This window comes from Pseudoalteromonas sp. JC28 (assembly GCF_013319255.1).
Lineage (GTDB): Bacteria > Pseudomonadota > Gammaproteobacteria > Enterobacterales > Alteromonadaceae > Pseudoalteromonas.
In genome coordinates, this window is the sequence record NZ_QOKX01000002.1 from 1 (window position 1) to 21,039 (window position 21,039).

At 43.8% G+C, this 21,039-nt stretch carries 15 protein-coding genes, 2 pseudogenes and 1 riboswitch; of the genes and pseudogenes, 11 read left to right on the plus strand and 6 right to left on the minus strand.

Annotated elements, in window-relative coordinates; all coding sequences use genetic code 11:
- The 4 genes and pseudogenes from DS891_RS05290 to DS891_RS05305 form a co-directional block, all read left to right on the plus strand.
- A pseudogene (locus tag DS891_RS05290) lies at positions 1–487 on the plus strand (hypothetical protein); the annotation flags it as partial.
- Between the two features lie 73 nt (positions 488–560).
- Positions 561–823 (plus strand): annotated as a pseudogene (locus DS891_RS24780) (hypothetical protein); the annotation flags it as partial.
- An 8-nt stretch (positions 824–831) separates the two neighbouring features.
- Positions 832–1,629 (plus strand): hypothetical protein, encoded by a 798-nt coding sequence (locus tag DS891_RS24455; RefSeq protein WP_254605713.1) that lies wholly within the window; start codon positions 832–834, stop codon positions 1,627–1,629.
- Positions 1,626–1,889: a hypothetical protein gene (locus DS891_RS05305; RefSeq protein WP_010376000.1), complete on the plus strand. Its 264-nt coding sequence runs from the start codon at positions 1,626–1,628 to the stop codon at positions 1,887–1,889. The genes DS891_RS24455 and DS891_RS05305 overlap by 4 nt, the downstream gene beginning before the upstream one ends.
- A gap of 145 nt (positions 1,890–2,034) precedes the next feature.
- Here the strand turns inward: DS891_RS05305 and DS891_RS05310 are convergent, their stop codons facing one another.
- Positions 2,035–2,559: a DinB family protein gene (locus DS891_RS05310; RefSeq protein ID WP_174169096.1), complete on the minus strand. Its 525-nt coding sequence runs from the start codon at positions 2,557–2,559 to the stop codon at positions 2,035–2,037.
- 186 nt (positions 2,560–2,745) lie between these two features.
- On the opposite strand from DS891_RS05310, the gene DS891_RS05315 reads away from it, so the two are divergent.
- On the plus strand, positions 2,746–3,474 hold the full coding sequence (locus DS891_RS05315) for a glutathione peroxidase (RefSeq protein WP_174169097.1): 729 nt from the start codon (positions 2,746–2,748) through the stop codon (positions 3,472–3,474).
- Positions 3,475–3,764: 290 nt separating this feature from the next.
- On the plus strand, positions 3,765–5,225 hold the full coding sequence (locus tag DS891_RS05320; RefSeq protein ID WP_174169098.1) for a dihydrolipoyl dehydrogenase: 1,461 nt from the start codon (positions 3,765–3,767) through the stop codon (positions 5,223–5,225).
- Positions 5,226–5,269: 44 nt separating this feature from the next.
- Here DS891_RS05320 and DS891_RS05325 read toward each other — a convergent pair whose 3' ends face one another.
- The 3 genes from DS891_RS05325 to DS891_RS05335 are packed head-to-tail and all read right to left on the minus strand — an operon-like array spanning position 5,270 to position 9,648.
- A complete protein-coding gene (locus DS891_RS05325; RefSeq protein ID WP_174169099.1) occupies positions 5,270–7,696 on the minus strand; it encodes an ABC transporter permease in 2,427 nt (808 codons plus the stop codon).
- Positions 7,689–8,378 carry an ABC transporter ATP-binding protein gene (locus tag DS891_RS05330; RefSeq protein ID WP_174169100.1) on the minus strand — a complete coding sequence of 230 codons (690 nt, stop codon included), beginning with the start codon at positions 8,376–8,378 and terminating at the stop codon, positions 7,689–7,691. Before DS891_RS05330 ends, DS891_RS05325 begins: the two co-directional genes overlap by 8 nt.
- Before the next feature lie 22 nt (positions 8,379–8,400).
- The gene (locus DS891_RS05335) at positions 8,401–9,648 is read right to left on the minus strand and encodes an efflux RND transporter periplasmic adaptor subunit (protein WP_174169101.1); all 1,248 of its coding nucleotides are present in this window, start codon (positions 9,646–9,648) and stop codon (positions 8,401–8,403) included.
- A 175-nt stretch (positions 9,649–9,823) separates the two neighbouring features.
- Here DS891_RS05335 and DS891_RS05340 point away from each other — a divergent pair, with 175 nt between their 5' ends.
- The 4 genes from DS891_RS05340 (at position 9,824) to DS891_RS05355 (ending at position 14,444) form a co-directional block, all read left to right on the plus strand.
- Positions 9,824–11,200 (plus strand): sigma-54 dependent transcriptional regulator, encoded by a 1,377-nt coding sequence (locus tag DS891_RS05340; protein WP_174169102.1) that lies wholly within the window; start codon positions 9,824–9,826, stop codon positions 11,198–11,200.
- The gene (locus DS891_RS05345) at positions 11,187–12,488 is read left to right on the plus strand and encodes a PAS domain-containing sensor histidine kinase (RefSeq protein WP_227387985.1); all 1,302 of its coding nucleotides are present in this window, start codon (positions 11,187–11,189) and stop codon (positions 12,486–12,488) included. The genes DS891_RS05340 and DS891_RS05345 overlap by 14 nt, the downstream gene beginning before the upstream one ends.
- A 93-nt stretch (positions 12,489–12,581) precedes the next feature.
- Positions 12,582–12,740, plus strand: a riboswitch (yybP-ykoY riboswitch).
- Positions 12,741–12,759: 19 nt separating this feature from the next.
- The gene (locus tag DS891_RS05350) at positions 12,760–13,323 is read left to right on the plus strand and encodes a manganese efflux pump MntP family protein (RefSeq protein ID WP_010605615.1); all 564 of its coding nucleotides are present in this window, start codon (positions 12,760–12,762) and stop codon (positions 13,321–13,323) included.
- A 443-nt stretch (positions 13,324–13,766) separates the two neighbouring features.
- Entirely contained in the window at positions 13,767–14,444 is a 678-nt protein-coding gene (locus DS891_RS05355; RefSeq protein ID WP_174169103.1) for a LiaF domain-containing protein, read from the plus strand.
- A 62-nt stretch (positions 14,445–14,506) separates the two neighbouring features.
- Here the strand turns inward: DS891_RS05355 and DS891_RS05360 are convergent, their stop codons facing one another.
- Entirely contained in the window at positions 14,507–16,672 is a 2,166-nt protein-coding gene (locus DS891_RS05360; RefSeq protein ID WP_174169104.1) for a M3 family metallopeptidase, read from the minus strand.
- 238 nt (positions 16,673–16,910) lie between these two features.
- Here DS891_RS05360 and DS891_RS05365 point away from each other — a divergent pair, with 238 nt between their 5' ends.
- The gene (locus DS891_RS05365; protein ID WP_174169105.1) at positions 16,911–17,486 is read left to right on the plus strand and encodes a DJ-1/PfpI family protein; all 576 of its coding nucleotides are present in this window, start codon (positions 16,911–16,913) and stop codon (positions 17,484–17,486) included.
- A gap of 46 nt (positions 17,487–17,532) precedes the next feature.
- Here DS891_RS05365 and DS891_RS05370 read toward each other — a convergent pair whose 3' ends face one another.
- Positions 17,533–20,931, minus strand: coding sequence for an ATP-binding protein (locus DS891_RS05370; RefSeq protein WP_174169106.1), 3,399 nt, complete (start codon positions 20,929–20,931; stop codon positions 17,533–17,535).
- Between the last annotated feature and the right edge of the window lie 108 nt (positions 20,932–21,039).

Genomic DNA, 21,039 nt, shown 5'->3' on the forward strand with positions numbered 1-21,039 from the left:
GCAATATGGTGAGGATAAACGCGATTACCTGCCAGAAGATAATCGCCCTAAAAATCCACTGTATGGAAAAATCACCCCAGCGCGAGCGGCTGAAATGGTACGCAGCGGCAATACCGCACCACTGATAGAAGCCAATGGCATTGCAACCCAAGCAGGTGATTGGTTGTGGGGCACACTGCAAGGCGACTTTAATCAAAACCCCTCCACGTCACAAATCGTGGTAGGTACCTTGATTTCCATGATACCAATTATCGACCAAGTCATGGATTTACGAGATATCACCGCTAATGTCATGTTACTGACTGACGATGATGAAGCCAACGACACCGACGCTTGGCTTGCCTTTACCCTAACGGGTATTGGTTTAGTGCCAAGTTGTGGGCTCAGCCGTCAAAGGCGTAGGCAAGGTTATCTTAAAAAACACCGGAGAATCCCTCTCTGCTGCGCTTGCCGTACTACGCAAGCTCGGCAAAGGCGACCCAGTTAAATACCTAAGAGACATCAACTGGCAAGACCTAGGAAAACAATCCGCCACGGAAGTTAAAAACATCGTCAAAGGCCTGCGCGATTCACTTGATGACATGTCTACCAGTTGGCACTACGACCTACTGCTTCCAGACGCCGCCATCGAAGGCATGCAAGCCACGGTAAAGCGCCTAGACGAGGTCACCCCAAAAATCGACCAGCATATGCAACAAGCCGCCCAAGAAATCGGACAGCGAGTTAATAAAGCACTGGATGAATATCAAGGCCAACCACCAATTCGAGGCGTTACCGACAAGCCCACCAAAGCCAAAGCTGATGAATTGGAGCCGCCAAAAGGNTGATGACATGTCTACCAGTTGGCACTACGACCTACTGCTTCCAGACGCCGCCATCGAAGGCATGCAAGCCACGGTAAAGCGCCTAGACGAGGTCACCCCAAAAATCGACCAGCATATGCAACAAGCCGCCCAAGAAATCGGACAGCGAGTTAATAAAGCACTGGATGAATATCAAGGCCAACCACCAATTCGAGGCGTTACCGACAAGCCCACCAAAGCCAAAGCTGATGAATTGGAGCCGCCAAAAGGAAATGAGTTGCCCGGGACAGTTAATAGTCAGTCGGTTTCTGAACAAATAAAGCGTCTTGATATGGAGGGACATGCACCTGCAAGGCATGGAGGGCCAAATAGAGTCACGAAAAAACAATTAGTAGACAGAGCTCTACGAGGGAAAGACCCTGCCTCTGGCACTATATATGATGCTTACCGAAAGAATCCAGATGGGTCTCCAGCACTGCACAGAGTAGGAAAAAATGCCTCTGCGTTTTCCAGTGATGAAGCACTTGTTCGAGCTGACTCCTTTGTAAGAAACTCTGAAGCGTTTAAGCACACTCTGGCGATAGCGCAAGCTAAGAATAAAAGAATAATGAGTGCTGTTGAGGTATCTCTTGAAGATGTTTTTGGAGAAAATTATAGAGATTTTGTAAGAGGTGTATCTAGGTTGGGTTCGAAGAAGAATCCTATCGGCTATGAGCTTATTGATTTCTCCCAAGGAAAGGTAAAAGCTATTTACCTAAGAAATGGCAATAATGTAACCTTACACACACTCTACCCTGAACCAAAAAAAATAAGTGAATTAGAATGAGCAAAATTAAAGAACCTTTAAGATCAATATTAAGAGACTATTGTCATGTTGAAGTTTATGATTCCAATATATTAAGAATGGATATCGGTCACGGAGAATCTTACCCTTATGACAGCGACTTGGTAAAGGCCCAACTTCGGGAGGCTATAGACTTAAATCTTATTTCACTAACAGAGTATGAAGAACTAACAGACGAAGATTTTGACTCGATAGAGGACCTTCATGAATGGCTAGAGGAGCTCTATTCAGAGTTATTGTGAAAGTTAGCGAGTGAAATTCTTCTTAACAGGCTTTACCGACCACGGTTTTTAAAGGCCTGTAGAGCTAATGTCTAGCTTTATAACCCTTCTCATTGCTGATAACACTAGACATAACTGAAGCGGTAAAGCTAGACCACTAACCAAGCTATGTGGGGATCCGCGCTAATAGATCGGTTTCTCCCATATCAATACCAATCTGGCTGAGTAATGTCGTTATTTGCCCTCTATGGTGCGTCTGATGATTAAATAAATGATGCACTAAAAAACCAAACTTGCGAGAAAAGGTTTTACCTTGTGTGTTTTTGTAGTGTAAATCGGCTGCAAGCGCCTCCTCAGTGACTTCATTCGCAAACTCAATAATCACCTTATCCATTTCAGCCCTTGCCTGTCTCAACGCTGCAAAATCTTCATACAGCATCGCATCAAGCTTTGTCGGCAGAGGCATTGTTGCTACAGCATTCAGTGCTTCAGCATGATGGCTATGCTCTGTATAGCGCTTAAGCCAAATAATATCGGCAACAAGAATATGGTTTAACGATCCCATAATGGATCCAAAAAAAGCCCCTCGATCTTGGTGTAATTCCGTGGCGCTCAATCCCGAAACAGCTTCATATAATCTTTCATTCATCCAGCGGTTGTAATCCGCCATTAATTCAAAGTTTGCTTTCATCTAAATATTCCCTGCTCTTGTAAAAATTGACTAATCTCAACTTAGCGGCATTGGCTAGGTTAAAAAATACAAATATTTGAAGTCGAAAACAATCAATTTTATTGAACACTTTAATCTTAACTATCAATTATACAAATCAAAATGCGCACGGCATAATGGCTACATCAACTTAAGAAGGAAAGCAAAATGTTAAAGAATATTGAAGGTCAACGCGTACCACAGGTTACATTCCCAATTAGAGAAAATGAAGAGTGGAAGCACGTCACCACCGATGAAATTTTTAAAGGTAAAACTGTAGTTGTATTTTCTTTGCCTGGTGCCTTTACACCAACTTGTTCGTCAACACACTTACCACGCTATAACGAACTTGCTAGCGTATTTAAACAAAATGGTGTCGACGAAATCGTGTGTTTATCCGTTAATGATACGTTTGTAATGAACGCATGGGCACAGTACCAAGAAGCGCAGAATATTACACTACTACCTGACGGTAACGGCGAATTCACTGACGGCATGGGCATGTTAGTTGATAAAAACGATTTAGGTTTTGGCAAACGCAGCTGGCGTTATTCAATGCTGGTAAAAGATGGTGTGATTGACAAAATGTTTATCGAACCAGAAAAGCCTGGCGACCCGTTTGAAGTATCAGACGCAGATACTATGCTTGAGTACATAAACCCGCGCCAAATCAAACCTGAGCCGGTTACCATTATTAGCAAGATTGGTTGTCCATTCTGTGAAAAAGCCAAAGCTTTGCTAAAAGAAAAAGGACTGGCATATGAAGAGCTGGTACTTGGTCAACAAGCATCACTAACCAGTCTTAAAGCGCTGTCTGGTCGCGAAACAGTGCCGCAGGTATTTATCGGTGGTAAACACATCGGTGGTTCAGACGATTTAGCTGAATATTTCGCTTAATCACTCATCCCCCACAACATGACTTGGTGAACTTGCTCACCAAGTCAAAATGTTCCCCCTCAACACAACACGATGGCTAATAACTGACTGTCATGGGGGGAGTATACCAATTTATCTTAATACTTGCTCAATTTGAAGGAGCAAATCTGACGCTAACTGCGTTAAAAATTTCTCATTTAGAACAACTAAATAGCAAAATTTTTGCCTGGTTATCGACAAGATTTTCTCGCCTCAAATAGACCTCTTAATTAAGTAAATTGGTATCACACTTTCTGATTTCGGAGCAAAAAATGAAAAAGATAAACACCGACGTAGTCGTGATTGGTGCGGGAACAGCGGGTCTCAGCGCCTATAGAAATGCCAAAAAATATACCTCAGAAGTACTGATGATTGAGTCTGGCGTATACGGCACAACGTGCGCACGGGTTGGTTGCATGCCAAGCAAGTTACTGATTGCCGCAGCTGAAGCCGCACATCAAATTGAAGTCGCACCTAAATTTGGTATTAATGTAAAACCCGCTGAAATTGACGGTAAAGCGGTTATGGCGAGAGTCAAACGTGAGCGAGATCGCTTCGTTGGCTTTGTCGTCGAAGCTGTCGACGAACTACCTGAGCAAGATAAACTACGCGGCAGTGCAAAATTTATCAACAGCCATACGGTACAGTTGGACGACCACACTCAGATCACAGCCAAACGTTTTGTTATCGCTACAGGTTCAAGACCTAGCTACCCCGGTGTGTTTAATAATTTTGGCGACCGCTTAGTCATTAACGATAACGTTTTTGACTGGGACAATTTACCCGACTCAGTGGCCGTATTTGGCCCCGGCGTGATTGGCTTAGAACTAGGTCAAGCGCTACACCGACTTGGCGTAAAGGTCAAAGTATTTGGTGTCGGCGGTGGCCTTGGCCCACTAACCGATCCAATCGTCAAAGACTATGCCACCACTGTGTTCAGTGATGAGTTTTACCTCGACACAGATGCCAAAGTATCAGATATGAAACAGGTCGGTGACAAAGCCGAACTTACCTACATTGACAAACAAGGGAAACCACAAACCGAGCAGTTTGACTATGTGTTGGCAGCCACTGGTCGTGTACCCAATGTTGATAACTTAGGGCTAGAAAATACCACGCTTGAGCTTGATGACCGAGGCGTACCGCTAGCCGACCCACATACCATGCAATGTCTTGATGGCTCTGGTAACGCCCCGATTTTTATTGCAGGTGATGCCAGCAACCAGATCCCGCTTCTACATGAAGCCGCAGATCAAGGCACGATTGCAGGTGAAAATGCCGGTCGCTTCCCTGATGTGAGAGTGGGACTGCGCCGTGCAAAGCTTGCGGCGGTATTTAGCGACCCACAAATTGCGATGGTTGGAGCAAGTTATAAAGAGTTGGAAAAGCAATATGGCAATTGTGGCTGCTTTGCCATCGGAGAGGTAAGCTTTGAAAACCAAGGCCGCAGCCGCGTGATGTTAAAAAACAAAGGCCATATGCGAGTCTACGCTGAGCAAGGCACCGGATTATTCTTAGGTGCCGAATTTGTCGGCCCTGCTGCTGAGCATATGGCGCATTTACTTGCTTGGGCGCTACAAAACAAGATGACCGTGCCACAAATGCTCGAAATGCCTTTCTACCACCCAGTGATAGAAGAAGGCCTAAGAACGGCACTGCGAAATCTGAATGCAAACTTGAAGTTTGGCCCAGATATTATCAAACACTGCTTGGAATGTGGTCCTGGTGCTTAACTTATCTCTGTTCAGGCCTCATTGTGAGGCCTGTTTTGTTGCAATTACTCGTATCTTAATGATTTTACAGGCCGCGCTTGTGCGGCAACTAGCGTCAACGAGCCGACCGTTAGCCAAGCAATTGCAAATGCTAAACTTGCTGCAATCAAAAATGGTACGATTGAAAGATCAATACGATAGACAAAATTGTTTAACCACTGCTGCATCACAAAGTACGCAAGCGGCCACGCTATCAGGTTTGCGATCAGCACTTGCTTTGAGAATTCCTTGTTGATCAATATCACGATATCCATCACCGAAGCACCAAGCACTTTACGCACCCCAATCTCTTTGGTGCGCCTTTTTGTAGTAAAAGAGGCAAGACCAAATAAACCTAAACAAGCAATGAAAATCGCCAGCATAGAGAACAAATTAAACACAATGATTTCTTTGTCTTCCTGGCGATACATCTGATCAAATTTAGTTTGTAGATAAGTCAGTTCCATTTCTTGTTCTGGTACTAGCTTGCGCCAAGTGGCCTCTATAAAGTCGCGAGTTTGCGCTGTATCACCTTGAAATTTTATCGCCATCGAATTGCCTTCATTCTCTCTTAGCAAGTGATACGTTGGGCTTATCTCTGTTTTAAGCGAAGAAAAATAGTAGTTTTGCGTCACCCCGATGATAGTCGCCGTAGCGCTTGAATGCCGAGTTAATCGTACTTCAAATGTTTTACCAACTGCTTCATCAGCACTAAATCCTAAACTCTGCGCCGCCTTTTCATTAATCACAACCGAAAAACGCGGATTTGGCTCAGCTGCACTCGGCATCGCAAACTTATCGGCAGGAAAATCGCGACTAAACCCTCGGCCACTCAGTAACTTAATGTTGTAGCTGCTAAAATAATCTTCATCTACTGCCAATGTCGGCATGGTCTGCGACAATTGTGTTTTTGGATTAACCATCCCAAAAGCATCGACAATGGTCTCTGTTGGTACCGCTGAACTTGCTGTCGCGCTGACAATACTTGGGTGAGAGAGCAGTTGTGTTTTTAATGCGCTACGCTGTTGACTGGCGATATCTGTATAAAGACGGCTCAGCACAAAAGTATTGTCTTTGTCATAACCGAGCTCTATGGCTCTTGCGTACTTTAGTTGCTGGTTAGATACCGTGGTGGCGATAATAAGCACCACGGCGACACTAAATTGAAATACCACCAGCCCTTTACGCAGCAGCGCACCAGATTTACCCTGTGTCACTTCTCCTTTAAGCACTTTAGCAGGTTTAAAGCGGCTTAGATAAAAGGCAGGGTATGCGCCTGAGATTAAGCCAACGAATAACCCTAAAAGCAACAGCGTAGTCAACACTAACGGCTCTGAATAGAAGTCAAAACTGAGCGGCTTGCCGATAAAACTCGCAAACAAAGGTAAACCAGCTTCAACCAGCGCTACAGCAATGATCAACGCGATATAACTCAACATCATCGCCTCAACCACAAACTGCATAACTAAATGCTGCTGTTTAGCGCCTAATGTCTTACGTACTCCCACTTCCTTTGCGCGCTTGGTTGCTGTGGCAGTCGACAAATTCATAAAATTAACACACGCAATAAAGAGAATAAGCGCTGAAATAACACTAAACGAATAAACGGTATTGATATCACCATTTTCTTTCATTTCACCATACTGATGAGAGTGAAGGTAAATATCGGTGATAGGCATTAATTCAAAGCCAAGGGTGTCGCTAGTTCCCGGACCATAATGATTTTCTAAATAACTTGGGATTTTTGCTTCAACATCTTCACCGGTTACCCCATCCGCTAATTTAACGTAGGTGAAATAGTTAAAACTTGGGTCACGCTGCCAGCTGTTATCACCATAATAAGTGGTGGCCGTAGCCATACTAATGAGCGCAAAGACGTTTAAATGGGTGCGCAGTGGCAAGTCTTTTATCACGGCGCTAACCTTTAACGGTAGCTTTCCTGCACCAAGTAAAGATTCTCCAACAACATTCGTGCGACCAAAATAGAGCATTGCAGCTGCTTGGGTTAAAACAATAGTGTTGGGAGCCTCAAGTGCCGTCTGACGCTCTCCGTCAATTAGATCTAAGGAGAAAAAATCGACGAAGTTGGGATCCGCGAGGAATACACCATCATGAAGAAAACTTTCCTTGCCGTGTCCAAGCGCAACACTCACTTCTCGAAAGCGAGTAGCATCAATCACTTCTTCAAAATGTGCTTGATAGTTTTCAGCGTTAAATACTTGCCCTTGCGCATAGTATTGTTCAGGCGCACTTGGCGGCATCCATTTTACAGACGAGCGATAGATTTGCTCATGACCCTTAATAAACTTGTCATAACCCAACTCAGACTCAACAAAAATAGCCATACTGATACAAATAGCTAAACCAATCGCCAAACCCAAAATATTGATTGTTGAGTAGAGTTTTTGTTGCTGCAAGCTGCGATACGCGATTAACAAGTAATTTTTAAGCACAGCGAACCTCCTGCATTTGACTCGAAACAATATGGCCATCCAAAACATGGATCGTGCGATGCGCGTAATTTGCATGGTGATCTGAGTGCGTCACCATGACTATCGTTACCCCTTCTTGGTTAAGCTGTGCTAACAGCCCCATGACTTCTTCACCATTTTTTGAGTCAAGATTACCGGTTGGCTCATCCGCTAGAATCATTTTTGGCTTTGCGACAATGGCACGTCCAACTGCAACTCTTTGCTGTTGACCACCTGAAAGTTGCTGTGGGTAATGGTCTTTGCGATGCGCAATATTCACTTTTTCAAGCACGGCTGTCACACGCAGTGCTCGCTCGGTTTTAGAGATCCCCTGATAAATAAGCGGAAGCTCAACGTTTTCATACACAGTGAGCTCATCAATAAGGTTAAAACTTTGGAAGATAAAGCCAATATTGTCTTTACGAATATCAGCAAGCTGACCTTCACTTAACTGGCTGATGTCCTTGCCATCAAAAACATACTCGCCACCATCAATATGGTCTAGCATGCCGATGATATTGAGTAAGGTAGACTTACCTGAACCTGACTGCCCCATGATAGCAACAAACTCGCCACGCTCTACGGTCACCGTGACATCCTCAAGGGCGTAAGTCTCAACCAGCTCAGTACGAAAAACTTTATTTATTTTAGTTAGATGTAACATATTCTTTTGCCTTTTAATTCTATTAACGAGTCAAACTGACCGACTGCATGTCTTTAAAGCTGCTGTAACTTGAAGTGATCACTCGGTCGCCGACTGCCAGCCCATCAAGTACTTCAATATATTTGTTATTACGCTCGCCAAACGTCACCGATTTCTTCACCGCCACTTGGCTGCCCTGCTCTAGTACAAATACCCACTTGCCAGCGGTATCTTGATAAAATCCACCATTTGGTATTAGAGTCGCGGCTTTCGCATCTGCTAATAACAACTCCAACTGCAAACTTTGACCTCTACGAATGTCGCTGGGCAGCGCAGCATTAAAAGTTAAATCCACTTCAAAGCGGCCATTTGACACTTCGGCATAGACCTTTGCGAGCGTTAGCTCATACGGCTTTCCCTGCAGCGTTAACCTTGCGGTTTGTCCCGCATACACACGGCCTAGGTAAAACTCATCAATTTGGGCCGACACTTTATATTCAGACACAATATCAACTTGCCCTAAACGTGCTCCTCTCGCCTTTGACGCGCCTAATTCCGCATCTAGCGCAGTCAATTGACCATCCATAGGCGCTTTGATAATTAGATTTTCAAGATTTTTACGCGCAAAGCTCAAGTTTTTATTGAGCTGCTCAACGCTATCTTCTAGCTGTGCAATTTGTGCCGTACGGATTTTTTCATCTTGTTGCTGCTGCTCAATAATTAACTTGCGGCGGTTTTTTAGATACCCAGTTTCATCTTCGGCCGCTTGTAGCTCATCTTTTGAAACTAAATTACCGCTACCAAGGCGCTTGAACTGTGCTAGTTTTCGCTCACTTTGACTTACCTGAAAATCCAGCTCTAATAGGTTTCGTTTTAAGTTTAAACGGTTTTGATCTATCGCTAAGCGGGTATTATGTAGGTTATTTAGCTGCTCTGAGATCTGCGCCTCACGGGAGATCACATCCAGCTGCAAGCTGGTGTTGCTCAGTGCGAGCAATTTGTCACCCTTTTTAACCATCGCACCTTCTTCGACGAAACGCGCTTCGACTCGTCCACCTTCGATGGCATCTAGATACACAGACTTACTCGGCATGATGCTACCTCTAAGCGGAATAAGATCATGAAACTCGCCCTTTGTCACTGTACTTATCTTGACTTTATCCATCGCCAGATTAACACGCTCCCCGCTGCTACTCGCTGCACTATCAAATGCAAAATACGCTACCATGATGACAGGTAGCGCCAGCCACCACAGCTGAAATCTTTTGTTAGGTGTTATTTTTCTGTCCATTTTGTCACTCTCTTGAGTTTAGGTTAGCCTAATAACTCAAGTTGCATGCCAAACTAAAAAACAAATAAAAATCAAAGACATAAAATAATCCTATGGAATAATGGAACAAAAGAGTGTAAAAAAATTAAACACCTAGTGTACGATATCGTACAGTTTGATGAGAAAAGGAAATGTAATGACTATCAGCGATAAGGCAATTTTAGTTGTCGACGACAACAGCGAAATTCTCGTCGCCACGAGAATGTTGCTCAAACAATATTACAAAAAAGTCGTGACGCTAGAGAATCCCCACGATATCGCTAAAACAATGTCGGCACAGGACTTTGCACTGATATTGCTCGACATGAACTTTACTCGAGAATCAACCTCCGGCGCCGAAGGATTCTACTGGCTAAAACAAATAAAAGCCTTGGATGAAGATGCCGTGGTTGTACTCTTCACCGCCTATGGCGACCTAACGATGGCAGTGGATGCCATCAAACTTGGTGCCAACGATTTTGTCCTCAAGCCTTGGCAAAATGAAAAGCTACTCGCAACGGTTGCCAATTGCATCGAGTTGAGCGCACAACGGCAAAAGTCCAAGAAGCTCACGCAAATCGCACAAATCTCAATGGCTGCGCAAAACAAACCATTCGAGCATTTAATTGCCTCGAGTCCAGCAATGGAGCAAGTTTTTCAAACCATAGAAAAGGCCGCCAAAACCGATGCCAATGTCTTAATCTTAGGCGAAAGCGGCACAGGTAAAGAAGTCGTTGCCAGAGAGCTACATAAACAGTCTTTACGAAAAGACAATACCTTCATGTCTGTCGATATGGGCACGATAGCCAGCTCTTTGTTCGAAAGTGAATTGTTCGGCCATATGAAAGGCGCATTTACAGATGCGAAAGCCAATAAGCCAGGTCGCTTTGAGCTTGCGGAATCCGGTACTTTATTTTTAGATGAAATAGCCAATATTCCGCTCGAGTTACAGGGAAAGTTACTTACTGCGATCCAAAATCGAGTGGTTACACCAGTGGGAGGCAGCAAACAAATAGAGGTTGATCTGCGCCTTATCACCGCAACCAATATGAATTTGTATGACATGGTGCGCGAAGGCAGTTTTCGTCAGGACTTGTTATACCGCATTAATACCGTAGAGATCACACTTCCAGCACTACGAGATAGACCCCAAGATATTCCACTACTTATTGAGTTTTATGCTGATCTATACAGCAAAAAGTACAAGCTACAGTGCAAAACGGTCAGCGACAAAATGATGGCTGATTTAGTCAAGTATCAATGGCCCGGTAACATCCGAGAATTACAACACTTGGTTGAACGCGCAGTTATTTTATCTGACTCAACCCAATTGCAGTTTCAGCTCGCCAGTCCAGGGGCAAGCTCTGAGGAGAGTGCGGGCTTTATTGACACCTATAACCTCGCAAAAATAGAGCAGCACACCATAGAGCGGGCGGTCCGAGACTTTAAGGGTAATATCAGCCATGCGGCTAAAGCGCTTGGGATCACCCGCGCGTCACTGTACCGTAAAATGGAGAAGTATGATGTGGAATAATAGCCTCGTTCGCATGGCCATTTTTCAACTCGCAGCCATTGTATTCGCCACACTTGGTGTGTTGGGCTTTCTCCACAGCTACGTCTTTTTGTTTAGTGGGTTATCCATTGCGATTGCAGTGCTATTCACAGTGCTGTCTATTGCCACACTGAAAAGACAGAAACAACAATTCGAAGAGGTGTTTACTGCGCTCAAGTATCAAGATGGCAGCTTTAGAATTGATAATAAGCACCCAATAAGTAAGCAAGCACTTACAACCTGTAACGAGCTTATTCAGAAAGCTCAGCAAGATAAAACCAAACAGGCAGAGCTCGTCACTACTTACGAAACCATGCTACAACACATAGAAGCAGGTCTGATCCTTATCAAAAATGGCCACACCATTTTGATTTGTAATAACAGCGCAAAGCAATTGTTGGATATTCGCGGCGCAGAGTCTGGACACTCATTACTTGCAGCACACCCAGAGCTTGAACAAGCCAAAGTAGGTAGCCACATCGCCAAAGACTTACTATTTAAATATTTTACGTTTTCCAATCAAGGTAATCAGTACCAACTTTGGCTTTTCACCGCGATTTCAGAGCAGCTAGAGAGTACCCAAATTGAGTCTTGGCAAAAGCTGATCCGCGTGCTTATCCATGAAATAGGAAACTCCGTCGCACCGATTTATTCACTCTCAAATACGCTAGTTAATATCACCAATAATCAGTTAGCTGAAGCGGTGACAGACCAAGAACTCGTTGAAGACTACCTACAAAGCCTGCAAGCGATTGGTATTAGAAGCCAGTCTTTACTTGGCTTTATTGATAACTACAGAAAGCTCACGCATATTCCTGAACTTGACCTCCAACCGCTTGCGGTACAGACTTTATTTGACGACATTACACCACTGATAAAAAGCGACTTTAGTGACGCCAATATCACTCTACACTTTGACGTGACGCCCGCTGCGCTGAGCATTAATGTTGATAGAAAGATGATAGAGCAAGTGCTGCTCAATCTACTAAATAACGCCAAAGATGCCATGAAACATAACAACCATGAAAAAATAGTGACTGTATCAGCAACGATTAATCGCTACGGCAAATGTGAAATCAACGTTGCTGATAACGGGGAAGGAATAGAGCCCAGCGCACTTGATAAAATATTCGTACCATTTTTTACCACAAAACCTCATGGCTCAGGAATTGGACTTGCACTCAGCCAACAAATTATCCATCGCCACAAAGGGCGGATCAGCGCAACCTCTGAAGTAGGACAAGGGAGCTGCTTTAGTGTATTGCTATAAGATAAATAACTAAAAATGGAGCCAACTCATTCACCATATGGTGTAGAGCTAGCTATAAACTTAGATTTCTATTTAGAACAATTCTTGATATTATCACAACTCGTTGGGGAGTAGCCTGCTTCCAATGCTCGGAAGAGTTCGTATCAACATAATTGGCCAAAATGCCATGGTGCGGACACCTCTCGGTTGGCGAGACCATCGATATATCCATGCCTGTGGTCGGGCGTGTGGATATGTCGTGGACTCAAATCGCCCGACCGGAGCAATGTAAATGAATTTCGTCACCCTGCTACTGTTAGCATACGCCATGTCTACCGATGCGTTTGCCGCGGCAATCGGTAAAGGCGCCAGCCTAAAATCACCTCGGCTTACCGAAGCCATAAAAATCGGCCTCATTTTTGGTGTTATTGAAGCCTGTACGCCGCTGATTGGCTGGTTAATAGGACAATCTGCAGCTGGCTATGTCGAGGCTTGGGATCACTGGATTGCCTTTATCTTACTGTTAGGACTTGGCGCTCATATGATTTATGAGAGCCTTAAGGGTAATGACGATGCGCCAGCACAGCACGCAAAGCAACCTTGGTTAAAAACCATTATCACAGCGTTTGGTACCAGTATTGATGCAATGGCTGTCGGTGTCAGTCTCGCATTTGTTGATGTGAATATATGGCTCGCCGCTTCGCTCATTGGCCTTGCCACCACCATGATGGTAACAATTGGTGTGATGATTGGGCATTCGGCTGGAAAGTTCCTTGGTAGTCGAGCTGAAACCTTTGGTGGGGTGATCTTAATCTGTGTGGGAACTTGGTTGCTATATAGCCATCTTTCGATTTAATCGCAAAAAGAGCGGTATATTTACCGCTCACTTGCTTATCCCTTTACGTTAGGGCTACTTGGCTTTTAAGCCTTTTTAATCGCTTTTTTCAGCTTTTTGATTTTTGCTTCATGCTTTTCAATCTTTGCTTTACGCGCTTTCAGCTCTTTTTTAAGCGCTTTGACATCGCTTTTCTTCGCCATAACTAATCTCCTTTGGTTGTTTTGCGAACACCTACTACCATAGCAAAGTGACTGACAATATCAAACTACACCTGCGCTACTGCGTTGCCTGCCATCTAATAGTGGTAATTTTGACCAAATACTATTTTGTACAACTAAATATTAGTAAATAAATAGAGTAAGTTGATATTAAAAAACACTAACCACTTGTTTTATAAATGATTTAATGTTGGCTTGGTTGTTGCTTCTATAAGCATAAATCAAGAGAACGGAACCAACCATATGTCTGTACCATTAAAAGATAGGCCTCTCGAATCCGTTAGGGAAGAGGTGATTGACCAGTTAATTCTAAATTACAGCCACGGTGAGCTTTCGGCTGATGCATTCGAGAGACGATTGGATAAAGCATACGACCTGAACGAACAAGAACAAATTGCAGCACTTAGTGCTGATTTACCGCTAAAGTCGGATGCAAGATATCACAGCGAAAAAGCCGCTCGTTTGGGTCCAAAATTTACCTCAAGCGTAGATGGTGCTGAGGCGATAAGCATTACCTCTATACTTAGTTCCAACCATCGCAGTGGCGAGTGGGTCGTACCTAAAGAGATCCACCTAAAAAACTACCTTGGCAGCTTGGAACTAGATTTTAGCAACGCAATTTTTAGTCACCCTGAAGTACATATTTATATAGATTGCATTTTAGGCAGTGACGAAATCTTTGTACCAGACACAGTCGATGTCGTCACCGATATTCGTAATATTATGGGTTCAGTAGAAAACACAAGAAATACGCTTGCATCTGCAGGGCAGGTGAAACAGCGTCCACAAATTTATATTCACGGCAGAATGATTTTGGGTAGCATTGAAGTTAGTGTAAAGCGCTCTATGAAAGCGCAAATAAAGCAATTTGCCGACGGCCTTAAATCCCTATTTGGTGACGGCACGAAATCCAAAAGCTAGAGCTTAATAAAAAACCCCTTGGCTCAGGGGTTTTTTATTATCCAAATAGCAGAGTAAACTTTTTACTTCTCTACCGGAAAGCCTCTATCACGCATCAGCGCCTCAACTTCAGCGTCACGGCCTCTAAACTTGCGATACGCTTCTGCTGGATCCATTGAGTTGCGAACTGAGAATAGGTAATCCACTAAACGCTGTGCAACGTCTTTGTCGTAGAAGCCACCTGGCGCTTCAGCAAACGCTTCTGCTGCATCAGAAGTTAATACCTCAGCCCACAGGTAACCGTAGTAACCCGCTGAATAACCTTCACCTGAGAATACGTGACCAAAGTGAGTTGTACGATGACGCATCACGACCTCGTCCGGCATGCCAAGCGCACCTAACTGAGACTTTTCGAATGCAACAGGGTCGCCAATCTTGTCAGGATCTGTGGTATGGAAAAGCATATCCATGATAGCCGATCCAAGGTATTCAGTCGTCGCGAAACCTTGGTTAAAGGTTGCTGACTTCTTGATTTTCTCGATTAGCGCTTTAGGCATAGGTTTGCCTGTTTTATAGTGAACTAAGTAACGATTGATCACTTCGTCCGTTGCCAACCAACGCTCCAATAGCTGAGATTGGAACTCAGTGTAGTCGCGCACACCAGAGTTTGAACTTGGGTACTTCACGTTTGATGAAAGCGCATGCAGCGCGTGCCCAAACTCGTGGAAATAGGTTTCTGCATCTGACCAAGAAATTAAGGTCGCTTCACCTTCTGGTGCTTTCACAAAGTTGGAGTTGTTTGAGCTAAGCACATTTGTTTTACCATCAAATGTTGTATGGCTACGATATGATATGGCCCACGCACCAGAGCGTTTACCTTTACGTGCGAACGGGTCTAAATACCAAAGGCCGATATTATCACCGGTGGTTTTGTCTGTTACTTCCCATACACGAACGTCAGGATGGAACACAGGTACTGAGCCCTTAGGCACTTCGGTGAACTCAAAGTTAAACAAACGGCCTGCAACATAGAACATTGCTTCGCGCAGATTGTCTAGCTGTAAATAAGCTTTAACTTCGTTTGAATCCAATTGATACTTAGCTTGGCGAACCTTCTCGGCGTAGAAACGGTAATCCCATGGTTTGATGGTGATATCAGCGCCTTCTTTGTCGGCGATCGCTTGCATGTCAGCAACTTCTTCTTTCACGCGCGCAATTGCAGCAGGCCATACTTTTTTCATCAGCGCCATCGCGTTTTCAGGCTTTTTCGCCATGCGGTCTTCAAGACGCCACTGCGCGTAATTATCGTAGCCGAGTAAGTTAACGCGTTCATGTCTAAGCTTTAGGATGTCAGAGATAATCGCTTTATTGTCGTACTCGCCACCGTTGTTGCCACGGTTATAGTAGTTGTTCCATACTTTCTCGCGTAACTCACGCTCTGTTGAGTAGGTTAAAAATGGATCCATTGATGAACGAGAGTTGGTGATCGCGTACATGTCCGCCTTACCGCGCGCTTTTGCAGCAGCCGCTGCCGACGCAACAAACGACTCAGGCAAACCTGACAACTGGTCTTTAGTGAGATAGACTACATAGTTTTCTTCATCTGCAAGGACGTTGTTTGCAAATTTAGTATGTAGCTTTGATAGCTCAAGATTAATGTCCGCGTAACGCTTAGCGTCTTCACCTTTTAGCGTCGCTCCATTGCGGGCAAAGCCGTTATAACGCATCCAAGTAATACGCTGCTCTTCTGCCGTTAGCTTTTTATATTCAGCGCCTTCGTATACCGCTTTTACCCGTTCAAAAAGCGCTTGGTTTTGGGTGATTTTAGAGCTGAACTCTGAAAACTTAGGCACAACTCGCGATTGGATTTCTCTAAACTCTGGGCTTGAAATATTTGCACTCCAAAGGCCGTAGTAGGTAAAAACGCGATCTAAAGGAGCACCCGCTCTTTCTAGTGCAACAATGGTGTTCTCAAAAGTTGGCTTAGCTGGATTATTGGCTATTGCTTCAATTTCTTTCAAATTATCAGCCATACCAATTTCAAGTGCAGCTTCTAAATCTTCAAGCTTCATTTTGTCAAAATGAGGAACGCCTTGATAAGGACCTGAAAACTCCTGTAAAAGCACGTTATCATATTGCTTACTTTGCAGTGATTTTACTGGTTCTTGGCTTTGCTCTGCTGTGCCCGCACAACCCGCAAGGGCTAAACATACAGCTGCACTTAATAATGTGATGGAAGGTTTGAACATATTGTTTCATCGCTTGTTGTTATCGTGGGATAGATATTACGGATCGTCTCTAAAAGTGCAATCGCTTTGCGGGAGAAACAAGGTTCTCTGCGATAGAGCAAAAATGCTAGTACTCATAGTAGCTTAAAGACACTAAAACTATAGTGAGTGGAGTTTTTTCATGGGTTGTTACAATTTACCTTGAAAATTTAACTAAAATCAGCCAAGTTAGTAAAAAACTGATCTGTAGGGAAAAATAATGGAAGTTGGTATTTTCATCTATGACGGTGCGGAGTGTTTAGATTTTTGTGGCCCATTTGAGGTATTCAATACCGCAAAGCGATTTGTCGAAACCCCAATTAACGTCAGCCTTGTCGCACCAAGTCATGTTCCTGTTACCTCGCGTGGCGGCATGAGTGTAAACCCCCATTACAGTATTTACTCGCATCCAAAGTTTGATTTGCTCATCGTAGTCGGCGGACTGCATCACCAAATTTGCGGAGATCACAACGTACTTAATTGGCTTGCAGAAACAGCGAATCATACCTCTCAGTGCGCATCTGTTTGTACAGGTGTGTTTTTATATGCAGAAGCAGGCCTTATTGATGGCAAGCGAGTCACCACCCACTGGCAGGATATCGACGATTTAAGAGAGCAATATCCCTCTTTGGAAGTCGTTGAGGACGTAAGATTTATGATGGATCAGAATTTTACTAGCTCAGCGGGTATTTCGGCAGGTATCGATATGAGTTTAGAACTGGTGAAAAAGCGCTTTGGGCAATCGGTAGCAAGAAAAACCGCAACCCAAATGGATTATGACTGGCCTAGAAGTTAATAATGGTGAGTAAACCCACCATTATTAAACGAAGGCCTCGCTCACTCTAGCCATTGTTGATATCTGCGAACTCTAACTCACTCACGCGCTTTTTCGCAAATACGACGACTTTATCGTATTCACTTTGCGCCTGTTCCAAGTGTGATTTACACTGCCCTGCTTGGTGCTCACGCGCATAAGTCTCTATTTTATCGAGCAGATCAAAGAGTGTTTCCGCAGCTAAATCACCAGCTTGACCTTTAAGTGCATGGCTGTACCTTGCCGAAGCGTCGCAATTACTATTTTTGATACTCAATCTAAGCTGTTGCATTTGATTTTCAGAGTCGTTCAAGAATAAGGTGTACACCTTTTTAAGTAATTCTTCATCTCCAGAGAGGCGCTCGAGCACGTCAGCTTCGTTTATCGGCATGCCCGTTTGCTCTTCTGCCACGCTTTCAAACGGGTGAATAAGCACAGAGTCATCATCCTTAGCATGCACACCTAGCGCATCTAGCACGTCAAATAACTGTTCGACGACCACAGGTTTAGTCACAAACTCATTCATTCCTGCATTGAGACAACGCTCTTTTTCACCCGCAAGGGCGCTGGCAGTCATCGCAATAATGATCGCATCTTTATACTTATCACCACCTTGACCTTGACGGATCGCTCTTGTGGCCTGATAACCATCCATTCCTGGCATATTACAGTCCATAAAGATTGCATCAAAATCAACCTCTTGATGCTCAAATAACAGTAGTTTATTCACAGCATCTTGACCATCAACGGCAAAACTCACCTTAGCACCTTGTCCTTCCAAAATACCTTTTGCCACAATCCGGTTGATTTGATTATCGTCTACCACCAAGAAGTGACAGCCCGCGACCAAGTTACCACTTAACGCGACTGTCTCACCTGACTTCTTCAAGCTAGGCTGTAATCGAATTGCTTTATTTAAGTCAAATAGCGCGACAAATTCTCCAACCCGAAGCGGTGAAGAGATATGCACTATGTTATCAGCATCGTTAATATTCTGAAGCTCATCCCCCACTAAAATAAGTTTTTCAAAGTGATTTTGAGCTGATTTCATTTGCATATAATCTTGCTCATTGGTAATGATGCATATATCACTCTGTGTCTCTCTATCAACGTACTCGCCACCGCATTTAGCGATAAGCTTAGCGATAGAGTATGACTCCAATTTGGTTTTACTGAGCACAGAGGCTGTTTTTCCGGCCAATACTTCAGGCACGTTGATGGGCTTAGTTTGCGCACTAGAAAACGGTAATTCAAACCAAAACTTGCTGCCTTTAAACTTTTCACTCTCAAAATGAATATGACCGAGCATTTTTTCAACTAACTGCTTACAAATAGAGAGTCCAAGGCCTGTTCCACCAAACTCGTTCGAGGTATTAGCTGATTCTTGACTAAACGATTGAAATAGCTTGTTTTGATTAGCTTTTTCAATTCCAACCCCAGTGTCTTCAACTATGACTTTAAGCCATACCGTGTCGTCTAACTGTTCGGTGATAACGGTCAATTTCACATGACCTTTTTTAGTAAATTTAATTGCGTTACTAAGGAGGTTATAAATTATTTGTTTAACGCGCGCCGCATCCCCGCACAGTTCAATATGCGCTAAACCAGTTTGGTCCAAAATATAAGTGATCCCCTGTTCTTTGGCTTTCGCCGACATAGACAGCGCGACATGTTCAATGACAGAGAGCGGGTTGAATGGTTCATTATCGATATCCAGCTTACCCGCTTCAATCTTCGACAAATCCAGTACATCATTAATTAACGACAAAAGCGTAGTCGAGCTTGTTTCCATCATTTCTAGGTACTTATGTTGGTGCTTAGTAACGGGCTCTTTTCTCACCAAGTTTAGTGATCCTAAAATCCCATTGAGAGGCGTCCTCATTTCATGGCTGATAGTGGAAATAAATGCACTTTTCACTTCTGACGCTTTCGCTGCTTTATCCCGAGCGTCCACCAGCTCTTTGGTACGCTCCTTCACCTCTTGCTCTAGTCGTTCATTTGCACCAACTAACTGTGCTTCCGCTTCTTTTTTCACAGTGATGTCTTCAACAAATAGTGCAACCCCCTGAATGCCTCCATTTCCTGCGTAGATTGGAGACAAGCTAAGCGAAAGCCAGATGTTTTCATGGGCGTTCAAGTCTAGTTGTAATGACTTAGACTCCACCACTTCGCCCTGTAAAACCATATTGGCATAGTGAAATAAAAACTGATGCACAGCCTCTGGCAAAAACTGTGGGTTGTTACCTAAACGACTGTCATTCAGCTGCTTAAAGAAGCGCTGTGCTGACTCGTTAAAGCTGGTGAGCTTTAAGTTGCTATCAAAGCCAAGCACACCATCTGATGCACCATCTAAAATCGCCTTAAACTCTGCTCGCGTTGAATCGAGCGCACGTAAACTGCTCGTATATTGCCAAAATGCAAAAAAGACTAGAGCGAATACACCGCAGGCAATAGCGAGTAAAACATAGGTGGTTAATCGTTTTTCATTGAGGCTTTGCTGATAAACAGCAAAAGGGATAAGATTAACGAGCTTAACTTCTAAGTTGTTAAAGTTAGCCCCTTCAACCTTGCTAATGAGCGCAAGAAACTGCTCTCCCGTTGATTTTTCTTCCACCAGTTGGATTTTATTGGACCATGGCGTCACGCGATATAATGTTTGAAAGTTGATTTCGGGGTTTATATCTTTGCTATATCGTAGCGAAAATTCAGGATGATAAATAAACGAGTCATCTGCACCTAAGAGCATCACTTTTTGCATACTTGGCGCTTGAGAGACAATTCTATCTATCATCTTTTCAGCATTGGTATTAATTACCAATATACCAAATAAGTCGTTATCTATATCGTAAGTCGGTAAAGTAAAACGTTTGGTTGGTTGAAAAGGCGTGACGACTTGTCCGTGCTCGCGATTTAAGTTGATTGTTGTGGAATAGATAGTGCGTTCTGGCAGTTGCAGTGCTTGGATAAAGTAATCACTTTCGCTCTTATCTTGTAGTTTGCTATCGGATACAGCAATTACCTGCCCTAGCTGTCGCTCAACCCTAACCATTTCCATCCCAGAATGGGCGTCAAGTAGGCGGATTTGGTTAAGGCCATCATACGAATATAACATTGACCTAAAAATCGTACTTAGTCGTGCCCGCCAAACATCAAGCGGCGTGTTTTCTTGAGGGTCGATACCATCGTTTTTTTCCGCTCTTGCAATACCCTGAATTGGCGGGGTGTCTAGCAGAAAATAAAGAAACCGGCGGTTATCGTCGATCTCTCCCAAGTAAATATTGTTTTGCGCCGAATGTACCTGCTCTAAGCGCTGATAAAAGCTTTCGTTAAGGTCGCGATGGATACTATTTTCAAAATATAAGATGGCACTCACCATCACGGCGAGCAGCAGTACAATAGCGCCCTTAGCAATATTGGAAGAAGACACATTTTCTCCTTGGACAGTGGCCTGACTGTTAGGCATAAAGACCTAAAATGCGTTTGCACTTAAGCACAAGGAGCAGCTATAAGCAAACGCATTATTAAATCTAGTCCA